The 13385-nt window shown below is 71.5% G+C and carries 12 protein-coding genes and 1 pseudogene; 10 read left to right on the top strand and 3 right to left on the bottom strand.

Features of this window, described 5'->3' with window-relative positions; translation table 11 throughout:
• Positions 1–111: 111 nt before the first annotated feature.
• From EDF51_RS12170 to EDF51_RS12125, 10 genes and pseudogenes are all read left to right on the top strand, one after another.
• Positions 112–882, top strand: a complete 771-nt coding sequence (locus EDF51_RS12170) for a DeoR/GlpR family DNA-binding transcription regulator (protein ID WP_111086639.1) — start codon at positions 112–114, stop codon at positions 880–882.
• 69 nt (positions 883–951) lie between these two features.
• Complete coding sequence (locus EDF51_RS12165) at positions 952–1224, top strand: HPr family phosphocarrier protein (protein WP_111086640.1); 273 nt, start codon at positions 952–954, stop codon at positions 1222–1224.
• A gap of 282 nt (positions 1225–1506) precedes the next feature.
• Positions 1507–2349 (top strand): exodeoxyribonuclease III, encoded by an 843-nt coding sequence (locus EDF51_RS12160; RefSeq protein WP_123292347.1) that lies wholly within the window; start codon positions 1507–1509, stop codon positions 2347–2349.
• 42 nt (positions 2350–2391) lie between these two features.
• Positions 2392–3402, top strand: coding sequence for a tryptophan--tRNA ligase (gene trpS, locus EDF51_RS12155; protein ID WP_111084195.1), 1011 nt, complete (start codon positions 2392–2394; stop codon positions 3400–3402).
• Between the two features lie 2 nt (positions 3403–3404).
• Positions 3405–3962: a GNAT family N-acetyltransferase gene (locus tag EDF51_RS12150; RefSeq protein WP_166673255.1), complete on the top strand. Its 558-nt coding sequence runs from the start codon at positions 3405–3407 to the stop codon at positions 3960–3962.
• Between the two features lie 120 nt (positions 3963–4082).
• Complete coding sequence (ribD, locus tag EDF51_RS12145) at positions 4083–5147, top strand: bifunctional diaminohydroxyphosphoribosylaminopyrimidine deaminase/5-amino-6-(5-phosphoribosylamino)uracil reductase RibD (RefSeq protein WP_243834077.1); 1065 nt, start codon at positions 4083–4085, stop codon at positions 5145–5147.
• A gap of 29 nt (positions 5148–5176) precedes the next feature.
• Positions 5177–5830 (top strand): annotated as a pseudogene (gene ribA, locus EDF51_RS12140) (GTP cyclohydrolase II); the annotation flags it as partial.
• Positions 5831–6018: 188 nt separating this feature from the next.
• Positions 6019–7398, top strand: coding sequence for an MFS transporter (locus tag EDF51_RS12135; protein ID WP_131881370.1), 1380 nt, complete (start codon positions 6019–6021; stop codon positions 7396–7398).
• A 160-nt stretch (positions 7399–7558) separates the two neighbouring features.
• A complete protein-coding gene (locus EDF51_RS12130) occupies positions 7559–7774 on the top strand; it encodes a hypothetical protein (protein ID WP_123292166.1) in 216 nt (71 codons plus the stop codon).
• A gap of 7 nt (positions 7775–7781) precedes the next feature.
• Complete coding sequence (locus tag EDF51_RS12125; RefSeq protein ID WP_134195033.1) at positions 7782–9635, top strand: ABC transporter ATP-binding protein; 1854 nt, start codon at positions 7782–7784, stop codon at positions 9633–9635.
• 19 nt (positions 9636–9654) lie between these two features.
• Here the strand turns inward: EDF51_RS12125 and EDF51_RS12120 are convergent, their stop codons facing one another.
• The 3 genes from EDF51_RS12120 to dacB form a co-directional block, all read right to left on the bottom strand.
• Positions 9655–11082: an NAD-dependent succinate-semialdehyde dehydrogenase gene (locus EDF51_RS12120; RefSeq protein ID WP_243837124.1), complete on the bottom strand. Its 1428-nt coding sequence runs from the start codon at positions 11080–11082 to the stop codon at positions 9655–9657.
• A gap of 116 nt (positions 11083–11198) precedes the next feature.
• On the bottom strand, positions 11199–11819 hold the full coding sequence (locus EDF51_RS12115) for an isochorismatase family protein (RefSeq protein WP_134195029.1): 621 nt from the start codon (positions 11817–11819) through the stop codon (positions 11199–11201).
• Between the two features lie 23 nt (positions 11820–11842).
• The gene (gene dacB, locus EDF51_RS12110) at positions 11843–13351 is read right to left on the bottom strand and encodes a D-alanyl-D-alanine carboxypeptidase/D-alanyl-D-alanine-endopeptidase (protein WP_243837122.1); all 1509 of its coding nucleotides are present in this window, start codon (positions 13349–13351) and stop codon (positions 11843–11845) included.
• Positions 13352–13385 lie beyond the last annotated feature (34 nt).

Raw genomic sequence — 13385 nt, 5'->3', positions numbered from 1 at the left:
TGCAGAAACAGATGCCCGTTTGCGTCTGGCGGCCAGCCGCTCCGGCTCGGTTCCGTCAGGTTCGTGCCCGGTCATGTCCGTTCCGTTCCGACCAGGAGACGACGAGGTCCGATGTACGCACCAGAACGCCACCAGCGCATCGTCGAGCAGGCGCGCGCGCAGGGGCGGGTCGACGTCAAGGACCTCGCCGAGCTGCTCGAGGTCACGCCCGAGACCATCCGCCGCGACCTCACCTCGCTGGAGCGACGGGGACTGGTCCGACGTGCCCACGGCGGCGCCATCCCGGTCGAGCGCATCACGATCCACCCCGGTGTCGGCGACCGGGGCGGCATCAACCAGGCCGAGAAGATGGTCATCGCCGAGGCCGCGCTCGAGGAGCTGCCGGAGAACGGCTCGATCATGATCGACGCCGGCACCTCCACCATCTGCCTCGCCGAGATGCTGCCGACCGACCGCGGACTCACCGTGGTCACCCACTCGCTCCCCGTCGCGATGGCCGTCGCGAACCGCCCGGGCATCGACCTGCACCTGCTCGGCGGCAACATCCGCAGCGACTCCCTGGCCGGCGTCGGCACGTGGACGCACCAGCTCATCGGCATGGTGAGCGTCGACGTCGCCTTCGTGAGCATCAACGGGATCACCCCGGAGCGCGGCCTGACGACCCACAACATGGCCGAGGCCGCGGTGAAGTCGGCGATGATCAAGTCCGCCCGCCGCAGCATCCTGCTCGCCGACCACACCAAGTTCGGTCGCGAGGAGTTCGGCCGCGTCGCACCCCTCGCCGCCATCGACACGATCATCACCGATCCCGCCGTCAACCTCGACCTGGTCCGCGAGGTCGAGGCCGCCGGCACCGAGGTGTTCTGGCCCGGTCGACCCTGACCGCTCGCCCGACCCGCCCATCCGGCGCTCGCTAGCATGAGCGCACCACCCATCGACAGGAGTACATCGATGTCCGAAGCCACCCGCACCGTGACCGTCGCCAGCGCGTCCGGCCTGCACGCGCGCCCCGCGTCCCTCTTCGTCCAGACCGTGACGGCCTCCGGCCACCAGGTCACGATCGCCAAGGGCGACAAGTCCGGCAACGCCGGCAGCATCCTCGCCCTGCTCGGCCTGGGCATCGAGAACGGCGACGAGGTCAGCCTCACCGTGACCGGCGACGACGCCGAGACCACCGCCGACAGCCTGGTCGAGTTCCTGCAGACGGACCACGACGCGGCCTGACGCCGCACTGCGACGGACGGGAGGCACGGTGCCAGCTGGCACCGTGCCTCCCGTCCGTCCTGCGGTCCCCCGCACTGCCGGGCCCGCGCCCGCCCCATCCGTCCGGCCCCGCGCCCACCCCGTCCGCCCCGCCCGTCCGGCCCCGCCGGGGTTCCGAAATCTCGTCATCTCGGCGTCCCCCACGTCGGTCCGTGGAACCTCGGCGGACGGCACGCGGCGAGTCGTGGAACCTCGAACCGGTGCGGTCCGGGGCTGTCGGCGCCCGCCGATAAGGTGGTCGGCATGACACGCCTGCGCCTCGCATCCGTCAACGTGAACGGCGTCCGCGCCGCCTTCCGCAAGGGCATGGGCGACTGGCTCGCCACCCGCGACGTCGACGTGCTCGCCCTGCAGGAAGTCCGTGCGTCGAGCGAGGACCTGGCCGGTCTGCTCGGCGACGAGTGGGACATCGTGCACGACCCCGCGACCGCCAAGGGCCGGGCGGGTGTCGCGATCGCGTCCAGGCACTCGGCCCAGATCCACCGCGTCGCCCTCGGACCGGACGAGTTCGACTCCGCCGGCCGCTGGCTCGAGGCCGACTACGAGATCGGCGGCACCACGGTCACGGTCGTGTCCACCTACGTCCACTCGGGCGAGGTCGACACCCCCAAGCAGGACGAGAAGTGGAAGTTCCTCGACGCCATGACCGAGCGGCTGCCCGCCCTCCGCGCGCACAACCCGCTCGCCGTCGTCGTCGGTGACCTGAACGTCGGGCACGACCAGCGCGACATCAAGAACTGGAAGGGCAACGTCAAGCGAGCGGGCTTCCTGCCGCGCGAGCGTGCCTACTTCTCGCGCTTCTTCGGTGCCGACGGCGAACCGGTCGAGGGCGCTGACGGCTCGACGGGCCCGGGGCTCGGCTGGGTGGACGTCGGGCGTGCGCAGGCCGGCGACGTCGAGGGGCCGTACACGTGGTGGTCCTGGCGCGGCCAGGCGTTCGACAACGACACCGGCTGGCGCATCGACTACCAGATGGCCACGCCCGACCTCGCGGCGAAGGTCACGGAGTACACGGTCGACCGCGCCGCGGCGTACGACCAGCGATGGTCCGACCACGCCCCCGTGGTCGTCGACTACGAACTCTGATCCCCACTCGTTGCGCTCCACCTGACCCACAGGAACACCACCATGACCAAGACCCGCATCTTCTCGGGCATCCAGCCGTCCGCCGGTTCGCTGCACCTCGGCAACTACGTCGGGGCGCTCATGCAGTGGCGCGACCTGCAGGACGACTTCGACGCCATCTACTGCGTCGTCGACATGCACGCGATCACCTCGCCGCAGGACCCGGCCGAGCTCCGCGCGAGCACCCGGGCGACGGCCGCGCAGTACATCGCGTCGGGCATCGACCCGACGAAGTCGACGCTGTTCGTGCAGTCGCACGTGCCGGCCCACGCCGAGCTCGCCTGGGTGCTCAACACCCTCACTGGTTTCGGTGAGGCGAGCCGGATGACCCAGTTCAAGGACAAGTCGGCGCGGCAGGGGTCCGAGGCCGCGTCGGTCGGGCTCTTCACGTACCCGGTCCTGATGGCCGCCGACATCCTGCTGTACGACACCAAGGTCGTGCCGGTCGGCGACGACCAGCGCCAGCACGTCGAGCTCACCCGCGACCTCGCCGGACGCTTCAACTCGCGGTTCGGCGACACGTTCGTCGTGCCCGAGGCGCGGATCGGCACCGAGACGGCGCGCATCTACGACCTGCAGGACCCGACGAGCAAGATGAGCAAGTCGGCGGCGTCCGACAGCGGCTTGATCCGGCTGCTCGACGACCCGAAGCGCACCGCGAAGAAGATCAAGTCGGCGGTCACCGACGACGAGCGCGAGATCCGCTCCGACCGGCAGGCGAAGCCGGGCGTGACGAACCTGCTCGCGATCCTGTCCGCCTTCAGCCGGACCCCCGTCGCCGAACTCGAGGCATCGTTCGCGGGCAAGGGCTACGGAGACCTCAAGGGCGCGGTCGCCGACGCCGTCGTCGCCGAGCTCGAGCCGGTGCGCACCCGCACGCTCGAGCTGCTCGACGACCCCGCGGAGCTCGACCGGCTGCTCGCCGTCGGCGCGGACCGTGCCGAGTCCATCGCGCAGGAGACCCTGGCGCGCGTGTACGACCGGATCGGGTTCGTCCCGCGCTCGCGCGGCTGACCGTGCTGCCGGTCACGCTGGAGTCCGCCCGGGTCCGACTCGACGTCCCGACCCGGGCGGACACCGCGGCGATCACCGACGCCTGTCAGGACCCGGACATCATCCGCTGGACGACCATCCCCACGCCGTACCGCGAACAGGACGCACGGACCTTCGTCGACGCCCTGGTCGGCCCCGGCTGGGCATCGGACCGCGAGTACACCTGGGCGATCCGCCGCAGTGGGTCCTCCTGGCTCGAGGGGATCATCGGGTACCGCACGGCCGGCCGCGACCTCGGCTTCTGGCTGGCGCCCTCGGCCCGCGGTGCCGGGTTGATGCGCGATGCGGTGGAGCTCGTCGTGGACTGGGCGTTCGAGGATGGTGCTCCGGACGTCTACTGGGAGTGCTACGAGGGCAACACGGCGTCGGCCGCGGTCGCCCGCAGCGCCGGGTTCTCGTTCACCGGCGTCGGGCCCGCCCGGATCCCCGGACGCGACGGCGGACCGACGACCGCCTGGACCGCCCTGCGCCGGGCCGACGGTGCGCCCGCATCGGACCTCCCGTGGCCCGACGCTCCGTGACGCAGCGCCCCGTGACCCGGTCCCGCATGACGCCGCGTTCCCGACGATGACGCGTCACCGATCCACCGCCGGTAGGCTCGATCCGTGAGCGACACGGCACGACCCACCGAGGTCCGGGCGATGCGCCGCGGGCTCGAACTCGCGGCCCTCGGGCCCGTCGTGGGCGACCACGCTCGGGTCGGCGCGGTGATCCTCTCCCCCGCCGGCGACGTCCTCGCCGAGGGGTGGCACATGGGTGCCGGAACCCCGCACGCCGAGGTCGACGCGATGGCGAAGGTCGATCCGACTCAGCTGCGCGGCGCGACGGCCGTCGTGACCCTCGAGCCCTGCAACCACACCGGCCGCACCGGCCCCTGCGCCGTCGCCCTGATCGAGGCCGGGGTCGCCCGTGTCGTGTACGCGATCGACGATCCGGGCGCGGACGTGCACGGCGGTGCGGACCGACTCCGCGCCGCCGGGGTCGACGTCGTGTCCGGGGTGCTCGCCGACGAGGCCGAGGCGTTCCTCGAACGGTGGCTCCTGTCGGTTCGACTCGGACGCCCATGGGTGACCGTGAAGTGGGCCTCGAGCCTGGACGGCCGGGCCGCGGCTGCCGACGGGACGAGCAAGTGGATCACCGGCGCCGCAGCCCGGCAGCACGTCCACGAGCAGCGTGCCGCGCACGACGCGATCCTGGTCGGCACCGGCACCGTCCTCGCCGACGACCCGAGCCTGACCGCTCGGGGTGACGCGGGCGAACTCCTCGCCGACCAGCCGCTCGCGGTCGTGCTCGGTGACCGCGCCGTCCCCGACGACGCCGCGGTCCGGCGACACCCCCGTGGGCTCGTGACGCTGCCGGGGCACGACCTCGCCGCGTCGCTCGCCGCGCTGCGTGGGCACGGCGTGCACTCGGTGTTCGTCGAGGGCGGCCCCACCGTCGCGTCCGCGCTCATCGCCGCCGGGCTCGTCGACGAGTACCTCGTGTACGTCGCCCCGATCCTGCTCGGCGGACCCCGGGTCGCCCTCGACGACCTCGGGGTGGGAAGCATGTCCGGGCGTCGGCGGTTGGACGTACTATCGACCACCAGCCTGGGCCCTGACCTGCTGGTCCGAGCCCGACCGCAACGCAGCGCGACACCGCAGCAGCACGACGCAGCACCCGGGTTCGGAGACGACGGGCCCACGAACGACCGGAGCACCCCATGACCGACGCGCTGACCTCCTCCACCCCGGGCAGCCCCGTCCAGTTCGAGGTGTCGACGAACGTCCCCACCACCCACGGCACGTTCCAGATGCGCGCCTACCGCGACCTCGTGACCGGCGCGGAGCACGTCGCGATCATCGGCGCGCTGCCCGACGGGTCCGCCCCGTCCGACGGCGCCCTGGTCCGCGTGCACTCCGAGTGCCTGACCGGCGAGGCGTTCGGCTCGCTGAAGTGCGAGTGCGGGCCCCAGCTCGACGCCGCCCTCGACACCATCGCTGCCGAGGGCGGCGTGGTGGTCTACCTGCGCGGGCAGGAAGGCCGCGGCATCGGGCTCATCAACAAGCTCAAGGCCTACCGACTGCAGGAAGACGGCCTCGACACGCTCGACGCCAACCTGGCGCTCGGGCTGCCGGCCGACTCCCGTGCGTACGGGGGCGCCGCGGGCATCCTCGCCGAACTCGGCATCACCCGCGTGCGACTGCTCTCGAACAACCCCGAGAAGCGTCGCCAGCTGGAGGAGCACGGCATCACCGTCGAGTCGCTCGTGCCGCTGGTCGTCGGTGTCTCGGCGCAGAACGCCGGCTACCTCGACACCAAGCGCGACCGGATGGGGCACCAGCTGCCCGCGCACCTCGAGGCCGGCGCCAGCGCCGGGGCGGGCGCCGGCGCAGGAGCCGCCAGCTGACTCTGGGCTGATTCGCAGGTGGGCGACATCTGTCGTACGATGTTGTCTTCCGTCACAAGCGGTCCCCCACCAACCGAACGCACCCCATCGGTGCCCGCGCCACCCAGCGCGAACCGATCGGTGTCCGCCGTTTCGGGTATCCGTGCTCCCTGCCAGGAGTGCGCACCACGGAAGACCACACGACACCCATGACCGCCGCACCGGCACCAGCAACCCCGACCTCAGCTCCGGCACCAGCAGGCAACCCGCGCTCGCGCGTCGTCATCGCCAGCCTCGTCGGCACCTCGATCGAGTTCTACGACTTCTACGTCTACGCGACGGCCGCGGTCCTCGTCTTCCCGACGCTGTTCTTCCCGAACGAGGACCCCACGGCATCGCAGCTGTCGTCGTTCGTGACGTTCGCCCTCGCCTTCTTCGCGCGGCCGATCGGGTCGATCATCTTCGGGCACTTCGGTGACCGGGTGGGCCGCAAGACCACCCTCGTCGCGTCGCTGCTCGTCATGGGCACCGCGACGTTCCTGATCGGCTGCCTGCCGACCTTCAGCACCATCGGCGTGTGGGCGCCGGTCCTGCTCGCCGTGATGCGCTTCGCCCAGGGCGTCGGCCTCGGCGGCGAGTGGTCCGGTGCGGCACTGCTCGCCACCGAGAACGCCCCCAAGGGCAAGCGCGGCGTCTTCGGCTCGATGCCGCAGCTCGGCGCACCGATCGGCTTCCTGCTCGCGAACGGCCTGTTCATCGCGATCAACGCCGCGATGCCCGCCGGTGCCGACGGCACCCCGAACGCCGACTTCCAGGCGTGGGGCTGGCGCATCCCGTTCCTGCTCTCCTCGGTCCTCGTCATCGTGGGGCTCTACGTGCGCTTCAAGCTCGTCGAGTCGCCGGTGTTCCGCGGCGTCCAGGAGTCCGGCACGGTCGCGAAGATCCCGCTGGGCCGGGTGTTCCGCACCTCGTGGAAGGCGCTCATCGTCGGCACGTTCGGCATGGTCGCGACGTACGTCCTCTTCTACTTCATGACCACGTTCACCCTGTCGTACGGCACCACCGGTGCCGAGGCCGGTCCGCTCGTCCCGAAGGTCGGCCTCGGCTACAGCCGCGGTGAGTTCCTGACGCTGCTCATGATCGGCGTCGTGTTCTTCGGCATCTTCACCCCGATCGCCGGCATCCTGGCCGACAAGTTCGGGCGCCGGAAGACCCTCATCCCGACCACGATCGGCATCGCGCTGTTCGGTCTGACGTTCCAGTTCTGGTTCGCCGCGTCGCAGGGTCCGATCACGGTGGTGACGTTCCTGATCGTCGGGCTGTCCCTGATGGGGCTGACCTTCGGGCCGATGGGTGCGCTGCTGCCGGAGCTGTTCCCGACGAACGTCCGGTACACCGGTTCGGCGATCGCGTACAACGTCGCGTCGATCCTCGGTGCCTCGCTCGCGCCGACGATCGCCCTGGCGCTGTGGCAGGCCGACGGCAACATCTTCCTGGTCGGGCTGTACCTGACGATCGCCGCCGTCGTGACGCTCGTCGCGCTGCTCTTCGTCCGCGAGACGAAGAGCAAGGACTTCACGGACGCCTGAGACGCGACCACCTGTGGGACGGGAGGCCCGGTGCCAGCTGGCACCGGGCCTCCCGTCCGTCGTGTGCGCGCCCCGACTGCCCGGCGCACGACGTCGACGCACCAACCTGTCCGTCAACTCAGGTTGACAGCTGTCAGCGCGTCAATGTAGGTTGACAGCCATGGACCGACCGACCATCACGAGCCTCGCGGCCGGAGCCTCCGGGGACGACCCGTTCTCCGCCCTCGCCAACGTGCGCGAGCTCCGCCGTGAACTCGACCGGACCGAAGAGCTCGCTGCCCGTGCCGCCCGCAACGCCGGGGCGTCGTGGCAGGAGATCGCGACCCTGCTCGGTGTCAGCCGACAGGCAGTGCACAAGAAGTACGGCAGAAACTAGGAACACGATGAGTCTCCCCTTCGCGCGCCCCAAGAAGACCGACGGCCCCCGCGCCACCTTCGGCCGCCTGTTGTCCTACCTGTTCGAGAACAAGCCGGCGATGGTCGTCATCATCGTGCTGAGCATCCTCGGCGCCGGGGCGTCGCTCGCGCAGCCGCTGCTCGTCAACCAGGTCGTCACGGCGGTGCAGCAGGGCAACACGCTCAGCACGCTCGTCTGGCTGCTCGTCGGGCTCGTCCTGGTCGCCGGCATCCTGAACGGTGTGCAGCACTTCCTGCTCCAGCGTGCGGGCGAGGGCGTCGTGCTCTCGACGCGCCGCAAGCTCATCGCCCGCATCCTCAACCTGCCGATCTCGGAGTTCGACACCCGCCGCACCGGCGACCTGGTGTCCCGAGTCGGCAGCGACACCACGCTCCTGCGCGCCGTCCTGACCCAGGGCCTGATCGAGTCGATCGGCGGCGCCCTCACGTTCATCGGCGCGATCATCGCGATGGCGATCATCGACCCGCTGCTGCTCGTGATCGTGGTCGTCATCGTCCTGGTCGCGATCGTGGTCGTCGGCGGACTGAGTCGGCGCATCCGGATCGCGTCGAAGCGTGCGCAGGAGAAGGTCGGCGACCTGACCGCGGCGGTCGAGCGCGGCATCGGCGCCGTCCGCACCATCCGCGCGGCGGGTGCCACCGAGCGCGAGGTGCACGAGGTCGACGGACACGCGACCGAGGCCTACCAGCGCGGCCTCGACATCGCGAAGATGTCCGCGTTCGTCGTCCCGGTCGCGAGCATCGTCATGCAGGTGGCGTTCATCGCCGTGCTCGGCGTCGGCGGGGCCCAGGTCGCCGCGGGCACCATCACCATCGCCACGCTCATCACGTTCATCCTGCTGCTCTTCATGATGATCATGCCGCTCGGCCAGGCGATGGGCGCTGCCGTCGCGGTCGCCCAGGCGCTCGGTGCGCTCGGCCGGATCGAGGAGATCCTGCACCTGCCGACCGAGGCGCAGGACGACGCCGCTGCGCGCCCCGCCGCCGCGGTCGCCTCCGACGACGCCATCACGTTCGAGCACGTCACGTTCCGGTACGCGGCTGCAGCGGATGCGTCCGGTCCGGACGGCGCCGTCGCGTCCGGCGCGGTGGACCGACCGGGAGGCCCGGATCGCCTCGCCGACGAGCGTCCGGTCGACGACGTGGTGCTCCACGACGTGTCGTTCCGCGTTCCCCGCGGCTCGCGGGTCGCACTCGTGGGTCCGTCGGGTGCTGGCAAGTCGACGACCCTCGCCCTGATCGAGCGGTTCTACGACCCGACCGAGGGCGTCATCCGGCTCGGTGGCATCGACGTCCGGGGCATGGACCGCCAGGAGCTCCGCGCCCAGATCGGCTACGTCGAGCAGGACGCACCGGTACTCGCCGGCACCATCCGCGCGAACCTGCTGCTCGGTTCGCCGGACGCGACCGAGGACGACTGCGTCCGCGTGCTCGAGGCGGTCAACCTCGGCGAGGTGCTGCACCGCGACCCGCGTGGGCTCGACGCCCAGGTCGGCGAGGACGGCGTGATGCTCTCGGGCGGAGAGCGTCAACGGCTCGCCATCGCCCGCGCCCTGCTCGCCGCTCCCCCGATCCTGCTGCTCGACGAGTCGACGTCGTCGCTCGACGGCGTGAACGAGCAGAAGATGCGGCTGGCGATCGATGCCGTCGCCGAGGACCGCACCCTGCTCGTCATCGCGCACCGGCTGTCCACCGTGGTCGACTCCGACGTCATCGTCGTGCTCGAGCACGGCCGGGTCGTCGGCGCCGGCACGCACTCCGAGCTCGTCGAGTCGACGCCGCTCTACCGCGACCTGGCGAAGCACCAGCTGCTGGTCTGAGCCCCGCCGTCGGGCCCGTTCAGGCGGCGAACGGGTCCGGGGTGAGCACGTACACGGTCTCGAGGTACTCCTCGATGCCCTCGTGCGAGCCCTCGCGGCCGAGACCGGACGACTTCACCCCGCCGAACGGGAACGCTGCGTTCGACACGACGCCGGTGTTCAGTCCGAGCATCCCGGTCTCCAGGCGTTCGGCGAGCCGCTGCCCGCGCGGGAAGTCCGTCGTGAACGCGTAGGCGATGAGCCCGAACTCGGTGTCGTTGGCGAGCCGGATGCCCTCGTCCTCGGTCGCGAAGCGCGTGATCGACACGACCGGTCCGAAGATCTCGGTCGTCAGGATCTCCGACCCCGGCTGCACGTCGTCGAGCACCGTGGGCGCGTAGTAGGTGCCGGGCCGCTCAACGCGGTGTCCGCCGGTGACGAGCCGCGCGCCGCGGGTGACCGCATCGTCGACGAGTCCGGCGGCCTTGTCCACCGCACGGTCGTCGATGAGCGGCCCCATCGTCGTGCCGTCCTCGGTGCCCCGGCCGATGCGGAGCGCGTCGACCTTCGCGGTGAGGGCGGCCACGAACGCGTCGGCGATGCCGTCCTGCACGAAGAACCGGTTGGCGGCAGTGCAAGCCTCGCCGACGTTCCGGAACTTCGCGAGCATCGCAGCGGTGACGGCGGCGTCGAGGTCGGCGTCGTCGAAGACCAACAGCGGGGCGTTGCCGCCGAGCTCCATGCTCGTCTTGAGCACGTTGTCCGCCGCCTGCTTGAGGAGCGCGGACCCGACCGGCGTCGATCCGGTGAAGGTGAGCTTGCGGAGGCGGCGGTCGGCGATGATCGGCTCGGACAGGCCCTTGGCGTCGAGGGACGGCACCACGTTGAGCACGCCGTCCGGCAGCCCGGCACGACGGAACAGCTCGACCAGGAACAGCGTGGTCAGCGGCGTGAGCTCCGCCGGCTTCACGACGACCGTGCAGCCGGCCGCCAGTGCGGGGCCGATCTTGCGGGTCGCCATGGCGAGGGGGAAGTTCCACGGGGTGATCGCGTACACCGGGCCGACCGGACGCTTCAGGACGATCGCGCGTCCGGTGCCCTCGGGGTTGGTGCGGTAGTCGCCGCCGATGCGGACGGCCTCCTCCGAGAACCAACGGAGGAACTCGCCGCCGTAGACCACCTCGCCGCGGGCCTCGGCCAGGGGCTTGCCCATCTCGAGCGTCATCAGGGCGGCAAGGTCGTCCTCGTGCGCGCGCACCAGGTCGAACGCGCGGCGCAGCACGTCGGAGCGATGGCGCGGTGCGGTGGCCGCCCACTCCTGCTGCGCTGCGACCGCGGCGTCGAGCGCGGCGATGCCGTCCTCGGGCGTGGCGTCGGCGACCTCGGCCAGGACGTCGCCGGTCGAGGGGTCGCGGACGGCGAACGTCGCGCCGCTGGTCGACGGGCGCCAGGACCCGCCGATGAACAGGCCGGTCGGCACGCCCTGCACGGTGACGTGGTCGTCGCCCACGGTCGTGGTGAGGTCGCCGGTCGTGGCGCTCGTGTCGGTGCTCGTGTCCGTGTTGGTCTCGGTGCTGGTCTCGGTCACAACTGTGCTCCTCCGGGGTTCGCGAGCCCCTCGTCCATGTCGCTGCGGTCGACGTGCCCGCCGGCCGCTCGGATGTCGTCGAGCGCGCGGGCGCTGCGCTCGACGTCGACGCCGGCGACCAGGTCCTCGTAGACCGCGACGTCGATGCCGGCGGCGCGGGCGTCGAGGGCCGAGGCCCGGACGCAGTGGTCGGTGGCGATGCCGACGATGTCGACGGAGTACACCCGGTGCTCGGTCAGGATCTCCGGCAACGGCACGCCCGACTCGGTCCGCGCCTGGAACGCCGAGTAGTCCGGCGTGCCCTGGCCCTTGAAGACGTCGACGTCGATCGGCTCGGTGTCGAGCTCCGGTTGGTACTCGGCGCCCGGTGTGCCGGCCACGCAGTGCACGGGCCACGTGTCGACGAAGTCGGGGCCCTCGGGTCCGGCGAAGTGTCCGCCGTTGTCGTCGTCGCCGTGGTGCCAGTCGCGGGAGCCGACGATCAGGTCGTACTCCTCGGCGTGCCGGCCGAGGAACGCGCTGATCCGTTCCGCGAGGGACGCGCCCCCGGTGACACCGAGCGCACCGCCCTCGGTGAAGTCGTTCTGGACGTCGACGATGATGAGAGCCCGTGCCATGGGCCCATCCAACACCCGGTGACTCAGGAGTCGGTGAGCTTGCTCCCGCACGAGTAGGTCGCCGCGGTCACCGCGTCGAGCGCCGGCAGCGCGGCCGCGCGCGACGACCCGATGGCGTAGAACGCGAAGGTCAGGCGCGATCCGTCCGCGGCGTCGATGTACCCGCCGAGGGTGTTCGCGCTGTCGATCCACCCGGTCTTCGCGTGCACCTTGCCGCGGGCGACGGCGTTCGCGCCGGTGAAGCGGCTGGCGAGGGTGCCGGACTGGCCCGAAACGGGCAGGGCGTTCGCGAGGGTACCGAGGCCCGTCGCGCCGGCGGCGACCTGCACCATGAGGTGGGCGACGAAGTTCGGCGACACCGCGTTCGCGGCGCTCTCGCCCGAGCCGTCCTTGATGACGATGCCGGCCGGGTCGACGCCGTAGGAACCGAGCGCCGACTGGTACACCGAGGTCAGCGACGCCGCCGAGCCGTTCGAGCCGGACTCCTTCGACGACACCCGGGCGAGCATCTCGGCGAGGGTGTTGTCCGAGTTCGGGATCATCTGCCCGATCAGTGTCGACACCGGCTGCGACGACACCGTCGCGATGGTGTCCGTGCTGGTCGTGGCGCGCTTGACGATCTGTGCCGACCCCGCCCCGGCGACCCCGGCGTTCGCCAGTGCCGTCCGGAACGCGGTGCCCGCACGGCCGACCGGGTCCTCGGACCGGGGCGAGGTCGCCGCGGCCGGGTTCGCCCGGTCACCGTCGACCATGAGCGCCGTCACCTTCGGCTGGTACCCGATGGTGCGCTCGGACACCGGCCACGTGGGGTCCCACGCGTCGGCGTCGCTCCAGTACGTGTCGTCGGTGACGATCGTGGTGACGGGGGTGTCGCCGACCTTCGCCTTGACCTGCTGGGCGAGCTGCGCGAGCGTCGGGGCCCCCGGGTAGACCGTGCCGTTGCCGGCGGACAGGGTGGCGTCGCCGTGCCCGACCAGCGCGATGGTCCCGCCGGACTCCTGCGTGACCGTGGTCGGGATGCGGTGGTCGCCGCCGAGCACCGCGAGCGCCGTCGCCGTCGTCAGGGTCTTCATGACGCTGCCGGTCTGGGCGGCCTTGTCGCCGTCCTTCGAGAACAGGACCTCGCCGGTCTTCGCGTCCATGACGTACCCCTCGAACGCGCCGAGACCACTCGCCGACGCCGCGCCGGCGATCGAGCAGGTGCGCAGGGCGGAGGGGCCGGCCGGTTCCTTCGGCACGGCGCGGGTGTCCGGGGTCGGAGTCGGCGTACTCGTCGGTCGCTTCGTGGTGGCGGTCGACCGGCTCGGCGTCGAGGTCGCCCGCGACGTGGTCGCCGGCGCGGACGTCGTGCCCGTGTCCGGTGTCATCGCCGCGGCGACCGCGACGGCCCCGCCCGAACCGATCACGAGCAGGGCCGCGAGCCCACCGGCGATCCAGGGCACCGGGCGGCGCACGGCGGAGGCGCGCGCGGCTGCGACGGCGGCGCGGACACGCTCCGGTACGGAAGGCGGGGTGGGCTGCTGCTCGGACATCGCGACCGATCCTACGGAACTGCGGCAGGAGCCT

The sequence above is a fragment of the Curtobacterium sp. PhB25 genome (assembly GCF_004365375.1).
Classification (GTDB): domain Bacteria; phylum Actinomycetota; class Actinomycetes; order Actinomycetales; family Microbacteriaceae; genus Curtobacterium.
Note: the sequence above shows the minus strand (reverse complement) of the source record. Positions and strands in the feature narration are given on the sequence as shown.

Excerpts from the sequence above, each read along its gene's own strand:
- EDF51_RS12170 (WP_111086639.1), top strand. The coding sequence starts at position 112 with ATGTACGCACCAGAACGCCACCAGCGCATCGTCGAGCAGGCGCGCGCG.
- EDF51_RS12165 (WP_111086640.1), top strand. The coding sequence starts at position 952 with ATGTCCGAAGCCACCCGCACCGTGACCGTCGCCAGCGCGTCCGGCCTG.
- EDF51_RS12160 (WP_123292347.1), top strand. The coding sequence starts at position 1,507 with ATGACACGCCTGCGCCTCGCATCCGTCAACGTGAACGGCGTCCGCGCC.
- trpS (WP_111084195.1), top strand. The coding sequence starts at position 2,392 with ATGACCAAGACCCGCATCTTCTCGGGCATCCAGCCGTCCGCCGGTTCG.
- ribD (WP_243834077.1), top strand. The coding sequence starts at position 4,083 with ATGCGCCGCGGGCTCGAACTCGCGGCCCTCGGGCCCGTCGTGGGCGAC.
- EDF51_RS12135 (WP_131881370.1), top strand. The coding sequence starts at position 6,019 with ATGACCGCCGCACCGGCACCAGCAACCCCGACCTCAGCTCCGGCACCA.
- EDF51_RS12130 (WP_123292166.1), top strand. The coding sequence starts at position 7,559 with ATGGACCGACCGACCATCACGAGCCTCGCGGCCGGAGCCTCCGGGGAC.
- EDF51_RS12125 (WP_134195033.1), top strand. The coding sequence starts at position 7,782 with ATGAGTCTCCCCTTCGCGCGCCCCAAGAAGACCGACGGCCCCCGCGCC.
- EDF51_RS12115 (WP_134195029.1), bottom strand. The coding sequence starts at position 11,819 with ATGGCACGGGCTCTCATCATCGTCGACGTCCAGAACGACTTCACCGAG.
- dacB (WP_243837122.1), bottom strand. The coding sequence starts at position 13,351 with ATGTCCGAGCAGCAGCCCACCCCGCCTTCCGTACCGGAGCGTGTCCGC.